Annotated in this window: 22 protein-coding genes and 1 tRNA gene; 15 read left to right on the top strand and 8 right to left on the bottom strand. The window is 75.7% G+C overall.

Annotated features, from left to right (window positions below):
* The first annotated feature begins 108 nt into the window (after positions 1 to 108).
* The 5 genes from ACI796_RS05280 (at position 109) to ACI796_RS05260 (ending at position 4,592) form a co-directional block, all read left to right on the top strand.
* Positions 109 to 181 (top strand) — tRNA-Glu (locus tag ACI796_RS05280).
* 130 nt (positions 182 to 311) lie between these two features.
* On the top strand, positions 312 to 1,400 hold the full coding sequence (gene galT, locus ACI796_RS05275; RefSeq protein WP_456940190.1) for a galactose-1-phosphate uridylyltransferase: 1,089 nt from the start codon (positions 312 to 314) through the stop codon (positions 1,398 to 1,400).
* The gene (galK, locus tag ACI796_RS05270; protein ID WP_456940189.1) at positions 1,397 to 2,560 is read left to right on the top strand and encodes a galactokinase; all 1,164 of its coding nucleotides are present in this window, start codon (positions 1,397 to 1,399) and stop codon (positions 2,558 to 2,560) included. Before galT ends, galK begins: the two co-directional genes overlap by 4 nt.
* 21 nt (positions 2,561 to 2,581) lie before the next feature.
* Entirely contained in the window at positions 2,582 to 4,264 is a 1,683-nt protein-coding gene (locus ACI796_RS05265; protein WP_456940188.1) for a sodium:solute symporter family protein, read from the top strand.
* 16 nt (positions 4,265 to 4,280) lie between these two features.
* Positions 4,281 to 4,592 (top strand): hypothetical protein, encoded by a 312-nt coding sequence (locus ACI796_RS05260; RefSeq protein WP_456940187.1) that lies wholly within the window; start codon positions 4,281 to 4,283, stop codon positions 4,590 to 4,592.
* Between the two features lie 45 nt (positions 4,593 to 4,637).
* Here the strand turns inward: ACI796_RS05260 and ACI796_RS05255 are convergent, their stop codons facing one another.
* On the bottom strand, positions 4,638 to 4,889 hold the full coding sequence (locus ACI796_RS05255; RefSeq protein ID WP_456940186.1) for a hypothetical protein: 252 nt from the start codon (positions 4,887 to 4,889) through the stop codon (positions 4,638 to 4,640).
* Positions 4,890 to 5,067: 178 nt separating this feature from the next.
* On the opposite strand from ACI796_RS05255, the gene ACI796_RS05250 reads away from it, so the two are divergent.
* Positions 5,068 to 5,844 (top strand): helix-turn-helix transcriptional regulator, encoded by a 777-nt coding sequence (locus ACI796_RS05250; RefSeq protein WP_456940185.1) that lies wholly within the window; start codon positions 5,068 to 5,070, stop codon positions 5,842 to 5,844.
* A 33-nt stretch (positions 5,845 to 5,877) separates the two neighbouring features.
* Here the strand turns inward: ACI796_RS05250 and ACI796_RS05245 are convergent, their stop codons facing one another.
* On the bottom strand, positions 5,878 to 6,117 hold the full coding sequence (locus tag ACI796_RS05245; RefSeq protein ID WP_456940184.1) for a hypothetical protein: 240 nt from the start codon (positions 6,115 to 6,117) through the stop codon (positions 5,878 to 5,880).
* Between the two features lie 240 nt (positions 6,118 to 6,357).
* Between ACI796_RS05245 and ACI796_RS05240 the strand changes: the two genes are divergently transcribed.
* Positions 6,358 to 7,089, top strand: coding sequence for a response regulator transcription factor (locus tag ACI796_RS05240; RefSeq protein WP_456940183.1), 732 nt, complete (start codon positions 6,358 to 6,360; stop codon positions 7,087 to 7,089).
* Here ACI796_RS05240 and ACI796_RS05235 read toward each other — a convergent pair.
* Together ACI796_RS05235 and ACI796_RS05230 are read right to left on the bottom strand one after the other, a co-directional pair.
* Positions 7,070 to 8,179 (bottom strand): molybdopterin-dependent oxidoreductase, encoded by a 1,110-nt coding sequence (locus ACI796_RS05235; protein ID WP_456940182.1) that lies wholly within the window; start codon positions 8,177 to 8,179, stop codon positions 7,070 to 7,072. The genes ACI796_RS05240 and ACI796_RS05235 overlap by 20 nt on opposite strands.
* A gap of 39 nt (positions 8,180 to 8,218) precedes the next feature.
* Positions 8,219 to 8,881 (bottom strand): IclR family transcriptional regulator, encoded by a 663-nt coding sequence (locus ACI796_RS05230; protein WP_456940181.1) that lies wholly within the window; start codon positions 8,879 to 8,881, stop codon positions 8,219 to 8,221.
* 105 nt (positions 8,882 to 8,986) lie between these two features.
* Between ACI796_RS05230 and leuC the strand changes: the two genes are divergently transcribed.
* Positions 8,987 to 10,408 (top strand): 3-isopropylmalate dehydratase large subunit, encoded by a 1,422-nt coding sequence (gene leuC, locus ACI796_RS05225; RefSeq protein ID WP_456940180.1) that lies wholly within the window; start codon positions 8,987 to 8,989, stop codon positions 10,406 to 10,408.
* Between the two features lie 5 nt (positions 10,409 to 10,413).
* Positions 10,414 to 11,019 (top strand): 3-isopropylmalate dehydratase small subunit, encoded by a 606-nt coding sequence (gene leuD, locus ACI796_RS05220; RefSeq protein WP_456940179.1) that lies wholly within the window; start codon positions 10,414 to 10,416, stop codon positions 11,017 to 11,019.
* Positions 11,020 to 11,041: 22 nt separating this feature from the next.
* Here leuD and ACI796_RS05215 read toward each other — a convergent pair whose 3' ends face one another.
* From ACI796_RS05215 to cofC, 3 genes are read right to left on the bottom strand one after another with little or no spacing between them, the layout of a single operon-like run.
* Entirely contained in the window at positions 11,042 to 11,977 is a 936-nt protein-coding gene (locus tag ACI796_RS05215) for an NUDIX hydrolase (RefSeq protein WP_456940178.1), read from the bottom strand.
* Positions 11,967 to 14,072, bottom strand: coding sequence for an RNA degradosome polyphosphate kinase (locus ACI796_RS05210; protein ID WP_456940177.1), 2,106 nt, complete (start codon positions 14,070 to 14,072; stop codon positions 11,967 to 11,969). Before ACI796_RS05210 ends, ACI796_RS05215 begins: the two co-directional genes overlap by 11 nt.
* A 53-nt stretch (positions 14,073 to 14,125) precedes the next feature.
* A complete protein-coding gene (cofC, locus tag ACI796_RS05205) occupies positions 14,126 to 14,752 on the bottom strand; it encodes a 2-phospho-L-lactate guanylyltransferase (protein WP_456940176.1) in 627 nt (208 codons plus the stop codon).
* A 120-nt stretch (positions 14,753 to 14,872) separates the two neighbouring features.
* On the opposite strand from cofC, the gene ACI796_RS05200 reads away from it, so the two are divergent.
* From ACI796_RS05200 to ACI796_RS05185, 4 genes are read left to right on the top strand one after another with little or no spacing between them, the layout of a single operon-like run.
* A complete protein-coding gene (locus ACI796_RS05200; RefSeq protein ID WP_456940175.1) occupies positions 14,873 to 15,673 on the top strand; it encodes a lysophospholipid acyltransferase family protein in 801 nt (266 codons plus the stop codon).
* Positions 15,670 to 16,692, top strand: coding sequence for an NAD(P)H-dependent glycerol-3-phosphate dehydrogenase (locus tag ACI796_RS05195; protein WP_456940174.1), 1,023 nt, complete (start codon positions 15,670 to 15,672; stop codon positions 16,690 to 16,692). Before ACI796_RS05200 ends, ACI796_RS05195 begins: the two co-directional genes overlap by 4 nt.
* Positions 16,689 to 17,867 carry a cystathionine gamma-lyase gene (locus tag ACI796_RS05190; RefSeq protein ID WP_456940173.1) on the top strand — a complete coding sequence of 393 codons (1,179 nt, stop codon included), beginning with the start codon at positions 16,689 to 16,691 and terminating at the stop codon, positions 17,865 to 17,867. Before ACI796_RS05195 ends, ACI796_RS05190 begins: the two co-directional genes overlap by 4 nt.
* Before the next feature lie 6 nt (positions 17,868 to 17,873).
* On the top strand, positions 17,874 to 19,514 hold the full coding sequence (locus tag ACI796_RS05185; RefSeq protein WP_456940172.1) for a TIGR03767 family metallophosphoesterase: 1,641 nt from the start codon (positions 17,874 to 17,876) through the stop codon (positions 19,512 to 19,514).
* Positions 19,515 to 19,583: 69 nt separating this feature from the next.
* Here the strand turns inward: ACI796_RS05185 and ACI796_RS05180 are convergent, their stop codons facing one another.
* Positions 19,584 to 20,369 carry a CDP-alcohol phosphatidyltransferase family protein gene (locus ACI796_RS05180; RefSeq protein WP_456940171.1) on the bottom strand — a complete coding sequence of 262 codons (786 nt, stop codon included), beginning with the start codon at positions 20,367 to 20,369 and terminating at the stop codon, positions 19,584 to 19,586.
* A gap of 108 nt (positions 20,370 to 20,477) precedes the next feature.
* Between ACI796_RS05180 and ACI796_RS05175 the strand changes: the two genes are divergently transcribed.
* Positions 20,478 to 21,626 (top strand): D-alanine--D-alanine ligase family protein, encoded by a 1,149-nt coding sequence (locus ACI796_RS05175; protein ID WP_456940170.1) that lies wholly within the window; start codon positions 20,478 to 20,480, stop codon positions 21,624 to 21,626.
* Positions 21,623 to 22,261: a hypothetical protein gene (locus ACI796_RS05170; RefSeq protein WP_456940169.1), complete on the top strand. Its 639-nt coding sequence runs from the start codon at positions 21,623 to 21,625 to the stop codon at positions 22,259 to 22,261. The genes ACI796_RS05175 and ACI796_RS05170 overlap by 4 nt, the downstream gene beginning before the upstream one ends.
* Positions 22,262 to 22,263 lie beyond the last annotated feature (2 nt).

Here is a 22,263-nt window from a genome sequence, read left to right as displayed (position 1 = left end):
CAGCGAGAGCCCCCGGTCACCGACCGGGGGCTCTCGCCGTTCCCAGGGCCGGTCGCCCGGACCCGGTCGCGGGTGCCGGTGCGGGGCGTGGCAGGATGGATCTCGTCCGGCCCCGTCGTCTAGCGGTCCAGGACGCCGCCCTCTCACGGCGGTAGCGAGGGTTCGAATCCCTTCGGGGCTACAGCGCAGCAGGGCCCCCGGCCACCCGGCCGGGGGCCCTGCGCCGTTCCCGGCCCCCGAGTGGCCCATGATCGCGAGCGGACGTAGCGTTCCCAGGGCCCCATCCCGGGCCGGGAACGGAGGCGGACCTGGTGATCCGGACCAGTCGACGGCTGGCCGACGGCCGCGAGATCGTCTACTTCGACGCGGACGGCACGCCCGCCCGCGTCGCCGAGGACACCCGCGACCTGCCGCCCGTCGGCACCCACTCGCAGCTGCGCCGGGACGCGCTGCTCGGCGAGTGGGTCGTGATCGCCGCCCACCGGCAGACGCGCACCTTCCTGCCGCCGGCCGACCAGTGCCCGCTGTGCCCGTCGCGGCCCGGCCGGCCCACCGAGGTGCCCGAGGCCGACTACCAGGTCGCCGTCTTCGAGAACCGCTTCCCGTCGCTGTCGACCGCGGTCGACCGCGACGTGCCGCCCACCGCGCCCGGGGCCCCGCTGGCCGAGCTGCGCCCCGGGTTCGGCCGCTGCGAGGTGGTGCTGTTCACCAGCGACCACGACCAGCACTTCGCCGGGCTGGGCCGCGACCGCGCGCGGCTGGTGATCGACGTCTGGGCCGACCGCACCGCGGAGCTCGGTGGCATCGACGGCGTCGAGCAGGTCTTCTGCTTCGAGAACTCCGGCGAGGAGATCGGGGTGACGCTGTCGCACCCCCACGGGCAGATCTACGCCTACCCGTTCGTGACCCCGCGGGTGGAGAAGGTGCTCGCCTCGGTGCGCCGGCACCGCGAGGAGACCGGCGGGGACCTGTTCGCCGAGGTCGTGGAGTCCGAGCGCACCGGGCCGCGGGTGGTGGCGGCGAACGAGCACTGGGTGGCCTTCGTCCCGGCCGCGGCGCGCTGGCCCTACGAGGTGCAGCTGTTCCCCACCCGCCGGGTGCCCGACCTGCCCGCCCTCGACGACGCGCAGCGGGACGCGCTGGCCGAGGTCTACCTCGACGTCCTCGGCCGCTTCGCGCACCGCATGGACACCCCGATGCCCTACATCGCCGCGTGGAACCAGGCGCCGGTGCGCACCGGGCGGGAGGACTGGTGGCTGCACCTGCAGCTGTTCTCGCTGCGCCGCGCGCCGGGCAAGCTCAAGTACCTGGCGGGCTCGGAGTCGGGGATGGGCGCGTTCATCACCGACACCAACCCCGAGGACGTCGCCGAGCAGCTGCGGAACGTGGTGGTCCCGTGAGTGGGCTGCCCACCGACGAGGAGGCCGCGGCCCGCGCCGTCGCCGCGTTCACCGAGCGGTTCGGCGCCGCGCCCGAGGGCGTCTGGGCCGCGCCCGGGCGGGTCAACGTCATCGGCGAGCACACCGACTACAACGGCGGGCACGTGCTGCCGGTCGCCCTGCCGCACACCACCCGGGCCGCGGTCGCCCGCCGCGACGACGGCCGGCTCGTCCTCGTCTCCGCCCAGCACCCCGGCGCGGACGCCGACGTCGCGGTCGCCGACCTCGAGCCGGGCACCCCGGGGGGCTGGGCCGGCTACCCGGCCGGCGTCGTCCACCAGCTGCGCGAGGCGGTGCCCGGGGGCCTGAGCCTGCTGGTCGACGGCGACGTCCCGGCCGGCGCGGGGCTGTCGTCGTCGGCGGCGCTGGAGTGCGCCGTCGCCGTGGCCCTGCGCGACCTGCTGGACCTGGATCTCGGCCCGGACGAGCTGGTCGACGTCGCCCGGCGGGCCGAGAACGACTTCGTCGGCGCGCCCACCGGGATCCTCGACCAGTCCGCGTCGGTGCTGTGCACCGCCGGGCACGCGCTGCACCTGGACACCCGCGACCGCGGCAGCGAGCAGGTGCCCCTCGACCTCGAGGCGGCGGGCCTGGCGCTGCTGGTGGTCGACTCGGGCACCACCCACAGCCACGCCGACGGCGGCTACGGCGACCGGCGCCGCGAGTGCGAGGAGGCCGCCCGGCGGCTGGCCGTCGGCCTGCTCTGCGAGGCGCCCGGCGTCGACGCCCTCGCGCCGCTGGACGACGGCACCGGGCGCGGCGCGCTGCTGCTGCGCCGGGCCCGCCACGTGGTCACCGAGGACGCCCGCGTCGCGGAGGTCGTCGGCCTGCTGCGGGCCGGCGGCGACCCGCGGGAGGTCGGCCCGGTGCTCACCGCCGGGCACGCCTCGCTGCGCGACGACTTCGAGGTGTCGGTGCCCGAGCTCGACGCGATCGTCGAGACGGCGCTGGCCGCCGGGGCGCACGGTGCGCGCATGGTGGGCGGCGGCTTCGGCGGGAGCGCGGTCGCGCTCGTCGACGCCGCGGCCGTCGACGACGTCGCCGCCGCCGTCACCGGGCGCGCCGGCGCCACCCGTTCCTACGTCGTGGTCCCCTCCGCGGGGGCCCGCCGCCTGTCCTGACCTGACCCGAGGGAGGCCCGAGTGGACGACCTGAGACTGGACGCGGGGTTCGTCGACTACCTGCTGGTGGCCGTCTACTTCGCCGTCGTGCTGATGATCGGCGCCGCCGCCCGCCGGCGGGTGTCCGACAGCCTGGACTTCTTCCTGTCGGGCCGCTCGCTGCCCGCCTGGATCACCGGCCTGGCGTTCATCTCCGCCAACCTGGGCGCGGTCGAGATCGTCGGCATGTCGGCCAACGGCGCGCAGTACGGCATGAGCACCGTGCACTACTTCTGGATCGGCGCGGTCCCGGCCATGCTGTTCCTGGGCGTGGTGATGATGCCCTTCTACTACGGGTCGAAGGTCCGCAGCGTCCCGGAGTTCATGCGCCGCCGGTTCGGCACCGGCGCCCACCTGGTCAACGCGCTCAGCTTCGCCACCGCGCAGATCCTCATCGCCGGCATCAACCTGTTCCTGCTCGCCACGATCGTCAACGCCCTGCTCGGCTGGCCGCTGTGGGTGTCGCTGATCGTCGCGGCGGCCGTGGTGCTCAGCTACATCACCCTCGGCGGGCTGTCGGCGGCGATCTACAACGAGGTCCTGCAGTTCTTCGTCATCGTCGCCGCGCTGCTGCCGCTGACCCTCATCGGCCTGCACCGCGTCGGCGGCGTCGGCGGTCTGGTCGACAAGGTCACCGACGCCGGACGCGCCGAGGAGCTCAGCTCGTGGCCGGCCACGGAGCTCTCCGGCATCGAGAACCCGGTCCTGTCGGTCATCGGCATCGTCTTCGGCCTCGGGTTCGTGCTGTCGTTCGGCTACTGGACGACGAACTTCGTCGAGGTCCAGCGGGCCATGGCGACCAAGTCGATGTCCGCGGCGCGCAGCACGCCGGTCATCGGGTCCTTCCCGAAGATGTTCGTGCCGTTCATCGTGGTGGTCCCGGGCATCATCGCCACGGTCCTGGTGCCGGAGGTCATCGAGGCCCGGGCCACCGCCGACGCGGAGTTCGACTACAACAACGCGCTGCTCATGCTGATCCGCGACACCCTGCCCAACGGCCTGCTCGGTGTCGCGCTCGCCGGCCTGCTGGCGGCCTTCATGGCCGGCATGGCGGCCAACATCTCCGCCTTCAACACGGTCTTCAGCTACGACCTGTGGCAGCAGTACGTGAAGAAGGACCGGCCCGACCACTACTACCTGGTCGTGGGCCGGTGGGCGACCGTCGGCGCCACCGTGGCCGCCATCGGGACGGCGATCATCGCGTCGGGCTACACGAACCTGATGGACTACCTGCAGACGCTGTTCGGCTTCTTCAACGCCCCGCTGTTCGCCACGTTCATCCTCGGCATGTTCTGGAAGCGGATGACGGCGACGGCCGGCTGGGCGGGCCTGGTGTCCGGGACGCTGGCCGCGGTCACCGTCGCCTTCCTCAGCGAGGACGCGTTCGGGGCGGCGTCGCTGGGTGTGCTCCCCATCAGCGGCCAGGGCGCGAGCTTCGTCGCCGCGAGCGCCGCGTTCCTCGTCGACATCGTGGTCAGCGTCGTGGTCAGCCAGGTCACCGCGCCCAAGCCGGTGGCCCAGCTCGCCGGGCTCGTCTACTCCGAGACCCCGAAGGAGCAGCGGACCGACCCCGACGCGCACCGGCTGCCCTGGTACCAGTCGCCGACCAAGCTCGCCGGCATCTCGCTGGTGATGGTCATCATCCTCAATGTCATCTTCCGCTGACGGCAGGAGTCCGGTCATGAGCAGCAGCACCTCGCGCTCCGGCGCTCCGGCGCACCAGGCGGGCGCGTTCGACGTCCGCAACGTCATCGCCGCACTCATCGGCTTCTACGGCGTCGTGCTGGTCCTCGCGGGCCTGTTCGGGAACTCGCCGGCCGAGCAGGAGAAGACCGGTGACGTCAACGCCAACCTGTGGGCGGGCCTGGCCATGATCGTGTTCGCGGCCGCGTTCGCGCTGTGGTCGCGGCTGCGCCCCATCGTCGTCGAGGCCCCGCCGGACCGGCAGGACCCCGAGGACGACGGCAGCGGCCGTACGGTCCCCGGGCACTGACCCCTCGGGCCCGCCGTCCCCACGGACGGCGGGCCCGGGCGCCGCTCAGCAGAGCAGCGCGGCGGCCACCGACTCCAGGTTGCCGCAGACCTCCACGGAGGGCGGGACCCCGCCGGTGTCCTCGACGGCGGGTTCGGCCGGGGGCGTCGTCCCGGTCACGGGCTCGTCGCTGCTCAGCTGCACGAGCAGGACGATGCCCACGGTGACGGCGGCCGCCATGAGGACGGCGATGACGGCGATGAGCATGCGGTGCGTGGCGGCCCACGCGCCGGCCGGGTGGTGGACGGGCACGGTCATCGGGAGCCCCTCTCCGGGTGCGGCCGTGCCGCCCCTGAGGCGCCGGTCCCGGGCGTGGCACACCCGGGGACGACGACGCTGCACCTCCGCCGCGACAGGCGGAATACGTCAGAGTGCGTATCCCGCGGGCGCGGCCGGGCGGCCTAGCGTGACCGGCACGGCCGACGGGGGGTCCGCCATGGCCACCGGGCACCTGCGCGCGCGGGACGCCGAGGACCTGCTCGCCCTGCTCCGGGCGGCGCGGTCCCTGGACCCCGGGCCCGTGCTGCCCTGGGGGCTGCTCGAGGGGTTGCTGCGCCTGGTCCCCGCGGACCTCGACCTGACCTGCCGGCTGGTCGACCACCGGGACCTGCGGACCGTCGTCGTCCAGGGCGTGCTGGCCGACGGGACGCGCGGTGTCGAGCGCGCCGGTGAGGACGCGCTGACGGGCCCCTCCGGCCGGCTGCGCTCCCCGCTGCTCGGGCCGCGGCCCCAGCGCGCGCTCCGGCGCGTCCTGTCCGCCGCGGACCACCACCCGGGCGACGGCGGCGGCCCGCTGTACCCCGAGGTGACCACCGACGTGCCCGGCGAGCTCGTGCTGCCGCTGCGGGCGCCGCTCGGCGAGCTGCCGGCCCTGCTGTTCCTCCGGTCCGACGGCACCCCGTTCGGCGCGCGGGACCGGCGGCTGCTGGAGCTGGCCCGTCCGCACCTGCTGGAGCTGTGGCTGGACGCCGAGCACCGCCGGGCGGGCGTGCCGCGGCTGACCGCGCGCGAGTGGGAGGTGCTCGGTCTGGCCGGCGCGGGGCTGTACGCCGAGGAGATCGCCGCGGCCCTGCGCATCGCCGTCGGCACGGTGCGCAAGCACGCCGAGCACATCCGGGAGAAGTGCGGGACCCACACCGTCGCCGAGGCGGCCGCCCGGTGCCTGCCGTACGGGCCGGGACCGGGTCAGCCGGTCGTGCGGTGGGGCGGCTGACCCGGTCCCGGAGCCGTCGGCGGAACGGGGTGGTCAGCAGATCGGCTTGGCCAGGACGATCGTCATCGCGCCGGGCAGGGTGCACGGGTCGTCGGCCGGGGCCTCCGGGACCGGCACCGGTGCGGCCGGGGCGGGGTCGTCGGCACCGGTCAGCAGCACCGTCAGGGTGACGGCCGCGGCGACGGCGAGGGTGGCCGCGATCGCGAACAGGACGAGCAGGGAGCGGTGGGCGGCGGCCCAGGCGGCGGCCGGGCCGTGGGTGGCGGTGGTCATCGGGAGGCCTCTCCGGTGCGGTACGGGACCGCCCTGGGATGCGCTGGTCCCGGCGGTTCGTGGCCGGGGAGGCTGACGCTCCGCCGGCGCAGGTCCGGGCGGAATACGCCGCGGGGCGTATCCCGGGGACCGGCGGGCGGCCCAGGGTCGGGGCCACCGGCCGGCGGCGGGAGCTCCCATGGGCAGCGGCCACCTGCGCGAGGGCGACCCGGACGCCCTGCTCGACGTGCTGGCGACGGCGTGGCACGACGACCCGGGCCGGTGTTCCCGTGGGCGCTCCTCGACGGACTGCTGCGGCTGGTCCCGTGCGACGTCGACCTGAGCTACCAGGTGCACGACGTCCGGGACCGGCAGTCGCTCCTGCTGCAGGGCGTGATGCCCGACGGGACCCGCGGCTTCCTCACCCTCGAGCCGCAGGACCCCGACGAGGACCGCTTCTGGCAGCTGTGGTGCACGTCGACGTGCAGCTGGCCGCAGCGCACCGGCGACCTGCGCAGCGTCGTCCACACCGGTGACTTCTTCCCCACCGACCGGGCCCGCCTGGCCGACCCGATGCACGCCGAGGTGCTGACGGGGTGCACGGCGGAGCTGATGGTGTCGCTGCCCGCGCCGCCCGGCGAGGCGCGCCGCCTGCTGTTCAACCGCTGGGACCGGCCCTTCACCGAGCGGGACCGGTCGCTGCTCGAGCTGGCCCGCCCGCACGTCCTGGAGCTGCTGCTCGACGCGGAGCGGCGGCGGGCCGGCGTCCCGCCGCTGACGCCCCGGGAGTGGGAGGTGCTGGCGCTGTTCGGAGCCGGCCTGTCGCGGGAGGAGGTGGCCGGCGCGCTGTGGCTGTCGGTGGGCACCGTGCGCAAGCACGCCGAGCACATCCGGGAGAAGTGCGGGACCCACACCGTCGCCGAGGCGGCCGCCCGCGCGCTGCCGCACGCGCCGTCGTCGGTGGTGCGCCGGCTCAGTCGTCCAGGACGGTGACCGGCACCCGCTGCACGAGGTTGTTGGCCATGCCCTGGCGGTTCCACGGCTGCTCGACCGGCTGCGGGCCCTCGGCGTCGGCGGCGCGCACGACCAGCTCGTACCCGCCGGGCTCCGCGTCCCAGGTGCAGGTCCAGGCCCGCCACGCGTGCGGGTGCGCGGGGTCGGCCGGCGCGAGGGCGGCCGGGGTCCAGGTGGCCCCGCCGTCGGTGCTCACCTCGACGGCGGTCAGCGGGGCGCGGCCGGACCACGCCCGGCCGGTGAGCGTCACGGGGCCGGGCCGCAGGAACCGCTCGCGGGTCATGAAGTCGGGGAAGCCGGGCGGGGCCAGCAGGGCCCGCGGGGCGATCCGGGTGACCGGCACCCCGGCCTCGTGCGCCTCGGTCTTCAGCCGGTAGGCGGCCGCGTTCTGGAACCCGTCGAAGGGGTGCTCGAGCACCTCGACCCGGGTCAGCCACTTCACGTGCGCCATGCCGTACCAGCCGGGCACCAGCAGCCGTAGCGGCGCCCCGTGCTGGGGCGGCAGGGGAGCGCCGTTCACGGCCCACACCAGCAGCACGTCGGGACGCAGCGCCTCGGCCAGCGGCAGGCCGCGGGCGTAGTCCTGCTCGACGCCGCGCTCGACCCCGTGGTCGGCGCCGGTGAAGGCGACGTCGACCGCGGCGGGGGAGACGCCGGCCTCCTCCAGCAGCGGTGCCAGCGGCGTGCCGGTCCACTCGGCGTTGCCGACGGCCTCGAGCAGCCACGGCTGGCTCACCGGGCGGGGCTCGAGCCGGGCGCGGCCGTTGCCGGCGCACTCGAGCAGCACCCGTGAGGTGACCGCCGGCCGGCGGCGCAGGTCGTCGAGGTCCAGCCGCAGCGGCCGCTCGACCGCGCCGGTGACCTCCAGCCGCCAGGTCGCCGGGTCGACCGCGGGGATGTCGTAGTGGGTGAGCACGTAGTGGAGGCCCGGCGGCGTGACGTCGTAGCGCAGCGCCTCGAGCGGCAGGCCGTGGTTGCGGGTGGCCAGCGCCAGCTCGTCCAGGCCGATGCCCTCACCGGGCCCGGCGATCCGGGCGCGCCCGCGCTGCCGGGGCTCCGTGGCGGTCATGCGGGCAGTCTCCGCCCCGCCGCGGGCGCGGTGAACCCCTCACCCGGCCGCGCGGGCGATCGCCGCCGCCGTCTCCAGGACGGCGCCGACCACCTCGGGGCTCGGCCGGCGGCCCAGCCGCTCGACCGGGCCGGAGATCGACACCGCGCCGAGCACGGTGCCCGCCGGGTCGCGCACCGGCGCCGACAGCGAGGCGACGCCGGCCTCGCGCTCGGCCACGCTGTGCGCCCACCCGCGCCGGCGGACGTCGAGCAGCGTGCGGGCGGTGAAGCTGGCCTGCGGCAGCAGCGGCGTGACCTCCTCCGGCGGCGCGAAGGCCAGCAGCGCGTGCGCCGCCGACCCCGCCGTCATGGGCAGCCGCGCGCCCACCGGCACGGTGTCGCGCAGGCCGTGCGCCCGCTCGGCGGCGGCGACGCACACCCGCGACCCGCCCTCGCGCACGTAGAACTGGGCGCTCTCCCCGCTGGCGTCGCGCAGCGCCGGGAGGTGCCGGCCGGCGACCCGGGCGAGGTCGGCGCTGCCGTGGCTGAGCTCGGCCAGGGCGGGACCAGGCGCCCAGGTCCCCGCCGGCGTCCGCCGGAGCAGGCGGTGGCCCTCGAGCGCGACGGCCAGCCGGTGGGCGGTCGCCCGCGGCAGGTCGGTGCGCGCGACGAGGTCGGCGAGCGACGCCGGCTCCTGCGCGACGGCGCGGAGGATGGCCACTGCTTTGTCCAGAACGGCGACGGGGTTAGGCTGTCCCACACAGCGATACTCCCATCCCACAGAATGAGACGCCACCGTGGGATGACCCCGACCGGGAGGGACCCCGTGCCGAAGACCCTGGCGGAGAAGGTCTACGACGCCCACGTCGTGCGCAGTGCCGCGGGCGAGCCGGACCTGCTCTACATCGACCTGCACCTCGTGCACGAGGTCACCAGCCCGCAGGCGTTCGACGGGCTCCGGGCCGCCGGCCGCCGCGTGCGCCGGCCCGAGCTCACCATGGCCACCGAGGACCACAACGTCCCCACGCTCGACGTCCTCGCGCCGATCGCCGACCCGGTCAGCCGGGCGCAGGTCGAGGCGCTGCGGAGGAACGCGGCGGAGTTCGGCATCCGGCTGGCCCCGATGGGCGACCGCGACCAGGGCATCGTGCACGTCATCGGCCCGCAGCTCGGGCTGACCCAGCCGGGCACGACGATCGTCTGCGGCGACAGCCACACCTCGACGCACGGCGCGTTCGGCGCGCTGGCGTTCGGCATCGGCACCAGCGAGGTCGAGCACGTCCTGGCCACCCAGACGCTGCCGCAGCACCGGCCGAAGCAGATGGCGGTCACGGTGAACGGGCAGCTGCCCGAGGGCGTGTGGTCGAAGGACGTCATCCTCGCCGTCATCGCGCGGATCGGCACCAACGGCGCCGCGGGCCACGTCATCGAGTACCGCGGCAGCGCCGTCGAGGCGCTGTCGATGGAGGCCCGGATGACGATCTGCAACATGTCGATCGAGGCCGGCGCCCGCGCCGGGATGATCGCCCCCGACGAGACGACGTTCGCCTACCTGCAGGGCCGCCCGCACGCCCCGCAGGGCGCCGACTGGGACGCCGCCGTCGCCCACTGGCGGACGCTGCGCACCGACGAGGGCGCCGTCTTCGACACCGAGGTGGTCCTCGACGCCGCCGAGCTGTCGCCGTTCGTCACCTGGGGCACCAACCCCGGCCAGGGCCTGCCGCTGACCGGGCGGGTGCCCGACCCGGCCGAGTTCGCCGACGACAACGAGCGCCGCGCCGCCGAGCAGGCGCTGGCCTACATGGGCCTCACGCCGGGCACGCCGTTGCGCGAGATCGAGGTGGACACCGTCTTCCTCGGCTCGTGCACCAACGGCCGGATCGAGGACCTGCGCACCGCCGCCGAGCTGCTGCGCGGGAAGAAGATCGACGCCAACACCCGGATGCTCGTCGTCCCCGGGTCGATCGGGGTCAAGCAGCAGGCCGAGGCCGAGGGCCTGGACCGGGTCTTCACCGAGGCCGGCGCCGAGTGGCGCGGTGCCGGGTGCTCGATGTGCCTGGGCATGAACCCCGACCAGCTCAAGCCGGGCGAGCGGTCGGCCTCGACCAGCAACCGCAACTTCCAGGGCCGGCAGGGCAAGGGCGGGCGCACCCACCTGGTGTCGCCGTCCGTGGCCGCCGCCACCGCGCTCACCGGCCGGCTGACCGCCCCCGCCGACCTGGCCGACCTCGAGACCGCTGGAGTCTGAGCCCGATGCAGCCCTTCACCACGCACACCGGCACCGCGGCCCCGCTGCGCCGCAGTGCCGTCGACACCGACCAGATCATCCCGGCCGAGTACCTGAAGCGGATCACCCGCACCGGGTTCGAGGACGGTCTGTTCGTCGCCTGGCGCACCAACGAGCCGGACTTCGTGCTCAACCAGCCGCACCACGCCGACGCCTCGGTCCTGGTCGCCGGCCCCGACTTCGGCACCGGCTCCTCGCGGGAGCACGCCTGCTGGGCGCTGCTCGACGGCGGCTTCCGCGTCGTGATCAGCTCGCGGTTCGCCGACATCTTCCGGAACAACTCGACCAAGTCGGGCCTGCTCACCGTCGTCCTGCCGCAGGCCGACGTCGAGGCGCTGTGGCAGGCGGTCGAGGCCGACCCGGCGCTGCCGGTGACGGTCGACCTGCAGGCCAAGACGGTCGCCTACGGCGACACCACCGTGCCGTTCGAGGTCGACGACTACGTCCGCTGGCGGCTGCTGGAGGGGCTGGACGACGTCGGGCTCACCGAGCGCCACCTGGCCGACGTCGAGGCCTACGAGGCGCAGCGCCCGTCCTGGCTGCCCAGGGCGCTCCCGGCCCTCCCTGCCTGACGCCCGCCGGCCCCGGCGCCCCTCAGGCGGGGGCGTCGGGGTCGGGGCCGAGGTCGCGGTAGTAGTCGGCGAGCAGCGCGCCGGGGCGCCCGCCCAGCGCCCACACGCTGCCCTTGGCCGCCGGCGGGTACAGCCGCCCGGCGACGCCCTCCCAGCGGACGCCGAGGCTCATCAGCACCGACGGGATCGCCCCGCCCTGGCTGCACACCACGGCGACCCCGGCGCCCTCCCGTGGCTCCAGCAGCCGCTCGACGGCGGCCAGGCCCGCCTGCGGGTCGGCGGCGAACTCCTCCTCGCCGAGCTCCGGCAGGTCACGCACGGGCAGCCCGGTCCGCTCGCCCAGCGGCTCCAGGGTCTGCCGGCAGCGCACCCGGGCGGCGGTGAGCAGCTCGACCGGCCCGAACGCCGGCAGGACGTCGGCCAGCTGCCGTGCCTGCCGCCACCCCTTGGTGTCCAGCGGCCGCTCGTCGTCGGGGCCGTCCCAGTCGCTGCGGCTGCCGGCCTTGGCGTGGCGCACCAGCAGCACCGACGGCGCCCGCGGGACGTCGGCGCGGGTCAGGTCGGCCAGCACCCGCCGGTCGTGCTCGTGGGTGACCAGCGCGGCGGCCGCGCCGAGCGGCAGCCAGCGCAGCTCGTCCACCTCGTCGTTGGGCTCGAACGGGTGCTCGGTGCCGACCGCCTGCATGAGCCAGTAGTCCACGTGCTTGGGCCCGGCGGCCACCTCGTAGCGGGTGCGCAGGCTGCGGCGGCCCACCACCACCTGCAGGCCGGTCTCCTCGACGACCTCCCGCACCGCCGCGGCCAGGGCGTTCTCCCCGGCGTCGAGCTTGCCCTTGGGCAGCGACCAGTCGTCGTAGCGCGGCCGGTGCACGAGCGCGGCCTCGACGCCGCCGTCGCCGGCCGGCCGCCAGACCACCCCGCCGGCGGCCGCGACGACGGCCGTGCGCTCAGCCGGCATGCTCGGTCACCCGGTGCATGAGGGCGGCCTGGTAGTCCCGGGACCCGATGCGGGCCCAGTGGCCCTCGGGGCCGAGCTCCCAGCAGCGCACGCCGGGGGCCATGGCGGCGTCGAACACCGCCTGCAGCTCCCGCTGGGCGGGGTCGTCGCACACGCGCAGCAGCACCTCGACCCGGCGGTCGAGGTTGCGGTGCATGAGGTCGGAGCTGCCGATCCACCACTCCGGCTCACCCGCGTTGGCGAACGACATGACCCGCGAGTGCTCGAGGAAGCGGCCCACGATCGAGCGCACCCGGACGGTCTCGCTCAGCCCGGGGACGCCCGGGCGCAGCGCGCAGATGCCGCGGATGAACAGCTCCACCGGCACCCCGGCGCGGGAGGCCTCGTAGAGCGCGTCGATGACCTGCTCGTCGACCAGCGAGTTCACCTTGAATCGGATGCCGGACGGGCGGCCCTCGGCGGCGTGCCGCGCCTCCCGGCGGATCTTCTCCACCAGCCCGGCGCGGACGCCGTGCGGCGCCACCATCAGCTGCCGGTAGGTGGTCTGCCGCGAGTAGCCGGTGAGCACGTTGAACAGGTCGGTGAGGTCGGCGCCCACCCGCGGGTCGGCGGTGAGGATGCCGAGGTCCTCGTAGAGCCGCGCCGTCTTCGGGTTGTAGTTGCCGGTGCCGATGTGGCAGTAGCGGCGGATCACGCCGCTCTCCCGGCGCACCACCAGCGCCGTCTTGCAGTGCGTCTTCAGCCCGACCAGGCCGTAGACGACGTGGCAGCCGGCCCGCTCCAGCGACCGGGCCCAGCTGATGTTCGCCTCCTCGTCGAAGCGCGCCTTCACCTCGACCAGGACGACCACCTGCTTGCCGAGCTCCGCGGCGGTGATCAGCGCGTTGACGATGGGGGAGTCCCCGGAGGTGCGGTACAGCGTCTGCTTGATCGCCAGCACGTGCGGGTCCTCGGCGGCCTGCTCGATGAAGCGCTGCACGCTCGTGGCGAACGAGTGGTACGGGTGGTGGACCAGCACGTCGCCCTCGCGCAGCGTGGCGAACACGCTCATCGGCGTCTCGCCCTCGGACAGCCGCGGGTGGGTGGCCGGCACGAACGGCTCGTCCTTGAGCTCGGGACGGTCGATGTCGTACAGCGCCCACAGCGAGGCCAGGTCGAGCAGCCCGGGCACGGTGACGACGTCGTGCGGGCTGACCTCGAGCTCGGAGACGAGGACGTCGAGGATCTGCGGGTCCATCGTCTCGGTGACCTCGAGCCGGACCGCGGGGCCGAACCGGCGGCGGGCGAGCTCGCGCTCGAGGGCCTGCAGCAGGTCCTCGTCGCGGTCCTCCTCCACCTCGAGGTCGGCGTTGCGCGTGACCCGGAACAGGTGGTGGTCGATCACGTCGAGGCCGGGGAAGAGCAGCGACAGGTGCGCGGCGATGAGGTCCTCGAGGGGCAGGAACGTCGCCTGCGCGTCGACCGGCCCCACCGGCACGAACCGCGGCACGTTGTTGGGCACCTTGAGCCGGGCGAAGCGCGGCGCGCCGGACTCCGGGTCGCGCACCACGACGGCGAGGTTGAGCGACAGGCCGCTGATGTAGGGGAACGGGTGCGCCGGGTCGACGGCCAGCGGGGTGAGGACCGGGAACACCTGGTCACGGAAGTACTCGCGCAGCCGCCGGGTCTCGGTCTCGGCGAGGTCGTCCCAGTGCACGATCCGGATGCCCTCGGCCTCCAGCCGTGGCGTGACGTCCTGCTCGAAGCACACGGCGTGCCGGTGCACCAGCTCCTGGGTCCGCTCGGTGACCCGGGCCAGCTGCTCGCGGATGGTCAGCCCGTCGGGGGAGCGGACGGTCAGCCCGGTGCTCTGCCGCCGCTTCAGCCCGGCGATGCGCACCATGTAGAACTCGTCGAGGTTGCCGGCGAAGATCGCGAGGAACTTGACCCGCTCCAGCAGCGGCATCGAGGCGTCCTCGGCCAGCTCGAGCACCCGCGCGTTGAAGTCCAGCCAGGACAGCTCCCGGTTGAGGAAGCGGTCCACGGGCAGCGGGGGCTGCTCGGCGGGCGCGGGGGTCTCGGGCCCGGTGGTCGGGGACGTCGTCTCGGCTGCCACCCGTTCATCGTGCCCCACGCACGTGAACGACCGGTGCCGTTCCGCGGCACCGGTCAGGCGGCCGGGCGGGGCAGCCGCGGCAGCAGCGCCGCCGTCGCCGTCCCGACGCCGAGGCCGGCGGCCGCGGCCAGGTCCGCAGGCGTGTCGACGTCGCGGCGCAGCCCCGGCCAGTCGCCGTCGAGGGGCACCGCGCCCGCGGCGGCGTGCGCGGCGGCGGAGTCCCGGCCGAACCGCGGGTCCAGGGGCACGCCGGCCGCGGTGAGCAGGGTGGTGCCGGTGCCCGCGGCGTCGGCGACGAAGCAGCGCGGCGCCGCCGCGGCCGCGGCCAGGGCGGCGGCCAGCTCCACCGGCCGCAGCGCCGGCAGGTCCGACGACAGGGCGGCGACGGGGTCCCCGCCGCCGGCCCGGGCGCCGTGGGCGAGCGCCGGGTTGAGCCCGCGGTCGGGCTCGTCGGGCACCGTGCGCGCGCCGAGCGCCCGGACGGTGGCGGCCGCGCGCTCGTCGTCGGTCACGACGACGACGTCGGCCACCGTGGGGCAGGCGCGGGCCGCGGCGACGGTGTCGGCCAGCAGCGCGAGCACCAGGTCCGCGTGCAGCCCCGGACCGCCGCCGGTCAGCGGCACGAGGCGGGTCTTGGCCGCGGACAGCCGCTTCGCCGGGACGACCAGGGACCACCGCACGGCACCATGTGAGCACACCGCCGCGGCCCGCCGCGGACGCCGGGAGGACCCCGGTGCGCACCCGGACCGGCCGGAGGGTCGATCATGTGCCGGTCGTCACGACCGAGCGGAGGTGTGCCGGTGACCGAGGAGCAGTCCTCCGGGACCACTGCGGTACAGCGGCGCGCGCTGCACGAGCGCGGCCGGCTGCCGTGGTCGCTGAAGCTGGCGGTCGCGCTCATCTACCCGACCACGTCGCTGGTGTTCCGGCTGCGCTACCGGGACGGCGACCGGCTGCCGCGCACCGGGCCGGTGCTGCTGGTGGCCAACCACGTGTCGGTGCTGGACCCGCTGGCCTGCGCGCGGCTGGTCTACGACAACGGGCGGGTGCCGCACTTCCTGGCCAAGCAGGCGGTGTTCAAGGGCGTCGTCGGCAAGATCCTCCGGCACGCCGGGCAGATCCCGGTGGCCCGCGGCTCCGCCGACGCCCGCGGCTCCCTGGCCGCCGCGGCGGCCGACCTGGAGGCGGGCAACGTCGTCGTGATCTACCCCGAGGGCTCGGTGACCCGCGACCCCGACTGGTGGCCGATGCAGGCGCGCACCGGCGTCGCGCGGCTGGCGCTGACCACCGACGCGGTGGTGCTGCCGGTGGCCCAGTGGGGCCCGCACCGGGTGCACGACTACCACACGAAGAAGCTGCACCTGCGCTTCCGGGCGCCCGCCGACTACGCCGTCGGGGAGCCGGTCGACCTGTCCGCGCTGCGGGCCGAGGTCCGCGCCGGCCGGCCGCTGACCCCGGACCTGCTCCGGGAGACCACCGACCTCATCATGGGCCGGGTGCGTGACCTGCTGTCCGGTCTCCGGGGTGAGCCGGCCCCCGCCTCGTTCGCCCCCCGGCCGGGGCGGTCGCTGCCCGGCGACCTCCCGGGGAGCGCTGCGTGAGCGAGCTGGACCGCCTCGGGCGGGGCACCCGCGCCGCCGTCCTGGGCGCCGGCTCCTGGGGCACCACCTTCGCCAAGGTGCTCGCCGACGCCGGCTGCACGGTGTCCCTGCACGCCCGCCGGGCGGAGCTGGCCCGGGCGATCGCCGAGACGGGGGAGAACGCCGAGTACCTGCCCGGCGTGCGGCTGCCCCGCGCCCTGACGGCGACCCCCGACGCCGCCGAGGCCCTCGACGGCGCCGACGTCGTCGTGCTCGCCGTCCCCTCCCAGTCGCTGCGCGCCAACCTGCTCGAGTGGACGCCGCTGCTGCCCCCGGACGCGACGCTGCTGTCGCTGATGAAGGGCGTCGAGCTCGGCACCACCAAGCGGATGAGCGAGGTGATCTGCGAGGTCACCGGCGCGGGGCCGGACCGGGTGGCGGCGCTGTCGGGGCCGAACCTGGCGCGGGAGATCGCCGAGGAGCAGCCGGCCGCCACCGTCATCGCCTGCCCGGACGGCGACCGCGCCGCCGCGCTGCAGGCCGCCTGCCACACCGTCTACTTCCGGCCGTACACCAACCAGGACCTCGTCGGCTGCGAGCTCGGCGGCGCGGTGAAGAACGTCATCGCGCTGGCCTGCGGCATCGCCGAGGGGATGGGCTTCGGCGACAACACGCGCGCCTCGCTGATCACCCGCGGCCTGGCCGAGACCACCCGCCTGGGGACGGCCCTGGGCGCGGAGCCCGCGACCTTCGCCGGGCTGGCCGGCCTGGGCGACCTCGTGGCCACCTGCAGCTCGCCGCTGTCGCGCAACCGCACGTTCGGGGAGAAGCTGGGGCGGGGCCTGTCGCTGGAGGAGGCGCAGGCCACCACCCGGCAGACCGCCGAGGGGGTCAAGAGCTGCCGCCCGGTGCTGGACCTGGCCCGCGCGCACGGCGTGGACGTGCCGGTGACCGAGGCGGTCGTCCGGGTCTGCCACGAGGGCGTGCCGGCCGCGCAGATGGTGAAGGAGATCATGTCCCGCGAGGCGAAGCCGGAGTGACCGACGGCTCCACCGGCCGAGCCGGAGGGACGCTGCCTGCCGGGTGGGGCGACGGCACCCGCTCGGTCCGGGCGGGCGACGCCCCGCCGGTACCCGGCACCCCGCTGCGCCCCTCGCCGGTGTTCGCCGCGCCCTTCCACCTCGGCGACCGGCCGCCGCGCGCCGGCGGCGCCGACGCCTATGCCCGCACCGAGCACCCCACGTTCCGGGCGTTCGAGGACGCCGTCGGCGAGCTCGACGGCGGGCGGTGCCTCGCCTTCTCCACCGGCATGGCCGCGGTCACCGCCGCGGTGACCGCGCTGGTGTCGGCCGGCGACCGGCTGGTGCTGCCCGCCGACGGCTACTACGCGACCCGGCTGCTCGCCCGCGACGAGCTGGAGCGGCTCGGGATCCGGGTGGAGTACGTGCCCACGACCAGGATCGGCGAGGTCGCCGCCCGTGGCGACCTCGACGGCGCCCGCATGGTCCTGCTGGAGACCCCCAGCAACCCGCACCTCGACGTCTGCGACGTCGCCGCGGTGGCCCGCGCGACGCGGGCGGCCGGTGCGCTGCTCGCCGTCGACAACACCACCGCCACCCCGCTCGGCCAGCGGCCGCTGGCGCTCGGCGCCCACCTCACCGTGGGCGCCGACACCAAGGCGCTCACCGGGCACAGCGACCTGCTGCTCGGCCACGTCAGCACCACCTCCGACGAGGTGTTCGACCGGCTCAAGGGCTGGCGCGACCACACCGGCAGCACGCCCGGCGCGTTCGACGCGTGGCTCGGGCACCGGTCGATGAGCACGCTGGACCTGCGGCTGGCCCGCCAGGCCGACACGGCCGCGGCGGTGGCGGAGGTCCTCGCCGGCCACCCGGCGGTGACCGGCGTCCGGTGGCCGTGGCTGGCCTCGGACCCCTCGCACGAGCTCGCCACCCGGCAGATGCTGCGGCCGGTCGGGGTCGTCTCGGCCGAGCTCGCCGACGAGGCCGCGGTGTCGCGCTTCCTCGCCGCGAGCCGGCTGTGGACGGCGGCGACCAGCTTCGGCGGGGTGCACAGCACCGTCGACCGGCGGGCGCAGTGGGGCGGGGACGCGGTCCCGGCGGGCTTCCTCCGCTTCTCCTGCGGCATCGAGGACACCCGCGACGTCGTCGCCGACCTCACCGCCGCGCTCGACGCCGTGTCCGCTGCCGCCTGACCCCGGATGAGCCGCACCACCCTCGACCGCGTCCTCGCCGCCGGCCCCGTGCTGCACGCCGGCCGGGACGGCGACTACCGGGCGCTCGCGTGGGCGGCCGGGGAGCCGCACCGGGTGCGCCGCGAGCTGGTCGGGCCGTCGTGGGAGCCGCCGCGCCGCGGGGTGCGGGCGGTCGCCTGTCTCGCGCACGTCACCGACCTGCAGCTGGCCGACGTCTGCTCGCCGGCCCGGTTCGAGTTCTTCCACCGCTTCGAGGCCGACCCGCGGATGCGCGCGCTCGTGCCCATGCACCGGCCGCAGGAGGCGCTGACCGCGCACGCCGTCGACGCGCTGGTGCGCACCCTCAACGGCCTGGCCGGCGCGCCGCGGACCGGTCAGCCGCTGCAGGTGGTGGTCACCACCGGCGACGCCATCGACAACGCGCAGTGGAACGAGCTGGAGCTGTACCTCGCCGTCCTCGGCGGGGGAGTGGTCTCACCCGGCGCCGGGCTGACGGCCTACGACGGCGTGCAGGCCTCGGGGTGGCCGCACGACCTGTTCTGGCGGCCCGACGACGACGGCGGCGTCCACCACGAGCGCTTCGGCTTCCCCGCCCGCCCCGGGCTGCTGGAGGCGGCGTTCGCGGCCTTCGCCGCCGAGGGGCTGCGGCTGCCGTGGCTGGGCTGCCACGGCAACCACGAGGCGCTCATCCAGGGCGTCGGCGTCCCCACGCCCGCGCTGGCCGCCGTCCTCGGCGCCGGGCGCAAACCGGTCGACGTCGACCCCGCCCTGCCGCTGGACGACGCGCTGCACCTGTTCACGCACCGCTCCGAGGTCTTCACCACCGCCACCTCGCGCCCGGTGACGCCGGTGGCCGACCGCCGCTTCATCGACCGCCGCTCGTTCGTCGCCGCCCACCTCGCCGACGACGGGGCGCCCGCCGGGCACGGGTTCACCGAGGAGAACCTGCGCGACGGCACCGCCTACTACGCCTGGGACGGGCTGCCCGGCGTGCGCGTGGTCTGCCTGGACACCACCCGGGTCACCGGCGGCGCCGCGGGCTCGGTCGACGCGGTCCAGGCGCGCTGGCTGGAGGAGCGGCTGCGCGAGGTGTCGTCGTCGGCGCCCGGTCCCGACGGCGGGCGGGTGGCCACCGGCAACGCCGACCGCCTGGTGGTCCTGCTCTCGCACCACGGGTCGGGCACCCTCACCCGCTCCGACGCCCTCGGCGGGCAGCCGGCCGCCGACGACACCGCCCTGGGCGCGCCCGAGCTCCTCGCACTGCTGCACCGGTACCCGAACGTGGTGCTCTGGCTCAACGGGCACACGCACGTCAGCGAGGTGCGGCCGTGGGCGCACCCGCGCGAGCCCGGCCGCGGGCTGTGGGAGGTGACCACCTGCGCCGTCGTCGACTGGCCCGGGCAGGCCCGGCTGGTCGAGCTGCTCGACAACGGCGACGGCACCCTGTCGCTGGTCTGCACGATGGTCGACCACGACAGCCCCGCACGGCCGCCGGCCGCCGAGGACCCGGCCGCCGGGGACCCCGCCGCGCTGGCGGCGCTGCACCGCGAGCTGGCGGCCAACGTGCCGTACGCCGGCCTCGGCTCGCCGCTGGCCGGCACGCCCGCCGACCGCAACGTCGAGCTGGTCCTCCGCGCTCCGTTCTAGGAGGACCCTCCTGCCCCCACCCCTCGCTCCGCTCGGCGCGGGCCCCTGCAGGAGGGCCGTTCCAGCCCGTCACCCGGCGGTGCGGGCGTCCCGGCGGCGGCGGTGGGCGGCGCGGGCGGTGAGCCAGCCGCTGAAGGCCAGGTAGTAGACGACGTAGGCGAACGACAGCGCGACCACGAACGGGTTCGGGTCGGGCAGCTGGGCGACGAGCACGGCGTAGGACACGAACCAGACGGCGGTCAGCGCCATGCTCACCTGCCACAGCGCCTCGGTCCGCGACGGGTACAGGTAGCGCACGGGCACGAACACCAGCACCGAGCAGACGACGAGCACCACGGCCACGGCCACCTGCGACAGGTCGAGCACGACCGCGTAGAACGCGACGACGTTCCAGTAGCTCGGGAAGCCCAGGAAGGTGTGGTCGTCGGTCTTCGCGTCGACCCGGCAGAACTGGTAGCTCGACGCCAGCAGCGGCAGGGCGGCGAGCACCCAGCCGGCCGGCCCGTGCGGCAGCACGCCGGTGGTCCAGAGCAGGACGACGGGGGCGAAGACGTAGGTCAGGTAGTCGACGATGTTGTCCAGCAGCGAGCCGTCGAACCAGGGGATCGTCTCCTTGACCCGCGCGCGACGGGCCAGCATCCCGTCGGTGCCGTCGACCACCAGCGCGGCCAGCCCGATCCACAGCGCGGCCTCGACCTCGCCCTCGATCGCGGCCAGCACGAACAGCAGCGCCAGCACCGAGCCCAGCGCCGTGTAGGCGTGCACCGCCGCCCCGGCCAGCCGCAGGGGGAGCGGGTGCCGGCGCGCGGCGGCGTCCCCCTGGTGCGCCGTCGTCGCCGGAGGCCGGGGGTCCACCGGAGGGGCCGCGTTCTCCCGCATCGCCGACGAGGTTCCCACACCGCCCGGGTGCCGGCCCCGCGGGAGCCGCAGGACGCGCGGGGGCGTCGACTAGGGTCGGCCGCGATGAGCGGAACTCGCAAGGTGCGCGTCGCGGTCGTGTTCGGGGGGCGCAGCGCCGAGCACGCCATCTCCTGCGTCAGCGCCGGGAGCGTGATGGCGGCGCTGGACCCGGAGCGCTACGAGGTCGTCCCCGTCGGCATCGCCCGCGACGGCCGCTGGGTGCTCCCCGACGAGGGCCAGCAGCTGGCCATCGCCGGCGGGCGGTTGCCCGAGGTCACCGGCGGGACGGCGGTGTCGCTGGTCGGCGACCCCGCCGGGCGCGGCCTGGCCGTGCTGGAGCCGGCCGCCGCGATCGGCCCGGCGCTCACCGAGGTCGACGTCGTCTTCCCGGTGCTGCACGGCGCCTACGGCGAGGACGGCACCATCCAGGGACTGCTGGAGATGAGCGGGCTGCCCTACGTGGGGTCCGGGGTGTTCGCCAGCGCCGCGTCGATGGACAAGGAGTTCACCAAGAAGCTCCTGGCCGCCGCGGGGCTGCCGCAGGGTGACCACGTGGTGCTCCGCGACGCCGGGGGTGCGCTGTCGGCCGACCCCGACGTGCTCACCGCCGAGGACCGCGAGCGGCTCGGCCTGCCGGTGTTCGTCAAGCCCTCGCGCGCCGGGTCGAGCATCGGCATCACCCGGGTCACCGACTGGGCGCAGTTCCCCCGGGCGGTGGCCACCGCGGCCGCCGTCGACCCGAAGGTCGTCGTCGAGGCCGCCGTGCCCGGCCGGGAGATCGAGTGCGGCGTGCTCGCCGGCCGCGACGGCGGGCCGCCGGAGGCCAGCCTGCCGGCCGAGATCCGGCTCAAGCCGGGCACCGACTGGTACGACTTCGACGCCAAGTACCTCGAGGACGCCGTCGAGTTCGACGTCCCGGCCGACCTCACGCCCGAGCAGACGCGGATGGTGCAGGAGGCCTCCCGCCGCGCCTACCTCGCCCTGGACTGCGAGGGCCTGGCGCGGGTGGACTTCTTCCTCGGCACCGGGCCCGACGGCCGCGAGCGGCTCGTGATCAACGAGGTCAACACCATGCCGGGCTTCACGCCCATCTCGATGTTCCCGCGGATGTGGGCGGCCAGCGGGGTGTCCTACCCCGAGCTGGTGGACCGGCTGGTCACCTCCGCACTGACCCGTGCGGGCCGGCCGGGGGACCACCGGACCCCCCGGTGACCCCGGGCCGGGTCGCGGCCGTGCTCGCCGGGCTGGTGTGCCTCGTGCCGGCCACGGGCTGCACACCGACCAGCGCCACCCCCGCGCCCGCCCCCGCCACGCCGGAGAGCGTCGAGGAGCTCGGGGAGCTGCTGCTCCACGAGGTGCCCTCCGGCCTCCCGCGGATCCCCGACGCCGACCTGCAGCCCCCCGCCGGCGCCAAGACCGTCGACGACGTGGCCACCTACTCCGAGGACCCCGCCCGGGAGCGCGCGGTGCTGCGCGAGTACGGCTACCGGCACGGCTGGGAGCGCTTCTGGGGCGCCACGACCGGCCCGCTCACCAGCGTCTTCCTCGACCAGTTCGCCGACCCCGCCGGCGCCGCCGCCTACGCGCGCGACCTCGCCGGCAACGACGCCGAGCTCTACGACGGCGTGCTGCACCACGACCCGTCGTCGCTGCCCGAGGGGTGCAGCCTGCTCACCGTGGCCGAGGCCGACCCCGCGACCGGGCTGTCCGGCCCGGCCGCGTTCGCCTGGTGCGGGCACGGGGTGTTCAGCGTGGGGGTCACCGCCGTGGCGGCCACCGAGGAGGCGGCGGGCGACGAGGTCCACGACGCCGTCCGCGCCCAGCTGGAGCGGCTCCCGGCCCCCTGAGC

It is taken from the genome of Geodermatophilus sp. SYSU D00525, assembly GCF_054050475.1.
Note: the sequence above shows the minus strand (reverse complement) of the source record. Positions and strands in the feature narration are given on the sequence as shown.

What these genes read in the sequence shown, in the direction of transcription:
- ACI796_RS05260 (WP_456940187.1), top strand. Translation starts at nt 4,281, where the DNA reads ATGAGCAGCAGCACCTCGCGCTCCGGCGCTCCGGCGCACCAGGCGGGC.
- ACI796_RS05255 (WP_456940186.1), bottom strand. Translation starts at nt 4,889, where the DNA reads ATGACCGTGCCCGTCCACCACCCGGCCGGCGCGTGGGCCGCCACGCAC.
- ACI796_RS05250 (WP_456940185.1), top strand. Translation starts at nt 5,068, where the DNA reads ATGGCCACCGGGCACCTGCGCGCGCGGGACGCCGAGGACCTGCTCGCC.
- ACI796_RS05245 (WP_456940184.1), bottom strand. Translation starts at nt 6,117, where the DNA reads ATGACCACCGCCACCCACGGCCCGGCCGCCGCCTGGGCCGCCGCCCAC.
- ACI796_RS05235 (WP_456940182.1), bottom strand. Translation starts at nt 8,179, where the DNA reads ATGACCGCCACGGAGCCCCGGCAGCGCGGGCGCGCCCGGATCGCCGGG.
- leuD (WP_456940179.1), top strand. Translation starts at nt 10,414, where the DNA reads ATGCAGCCCTTCACCACGCACACCGGCACCGCGGCCCCGCTGCGCCGC.
- ACI796_RS05215 (WP_456940178.1), bottom strand. Translation starts at nt 11,977, where the DNA reads ATGCCGGCTGAGCGCACGGCCGTCGTCGCGGCCGCCGGCGGGGTGGTC.
- ACI796_RS05185 (WP_456940172.1), top strand. Translation starts at nt 17,874, where the DNA reads ATGAGCCGCACCACCCTCGACCGCGTCCTCGCCGCCGGCCCCGTGCTG.
- ACI796_RS05175 (WP_456940170.1), top strand. Translation starts at nt 20,478, where the DNA reads ATGAGCGGAACTCGCAAGGTGCGCGTCGCGGTCGTGTTCGGGGGGCGC.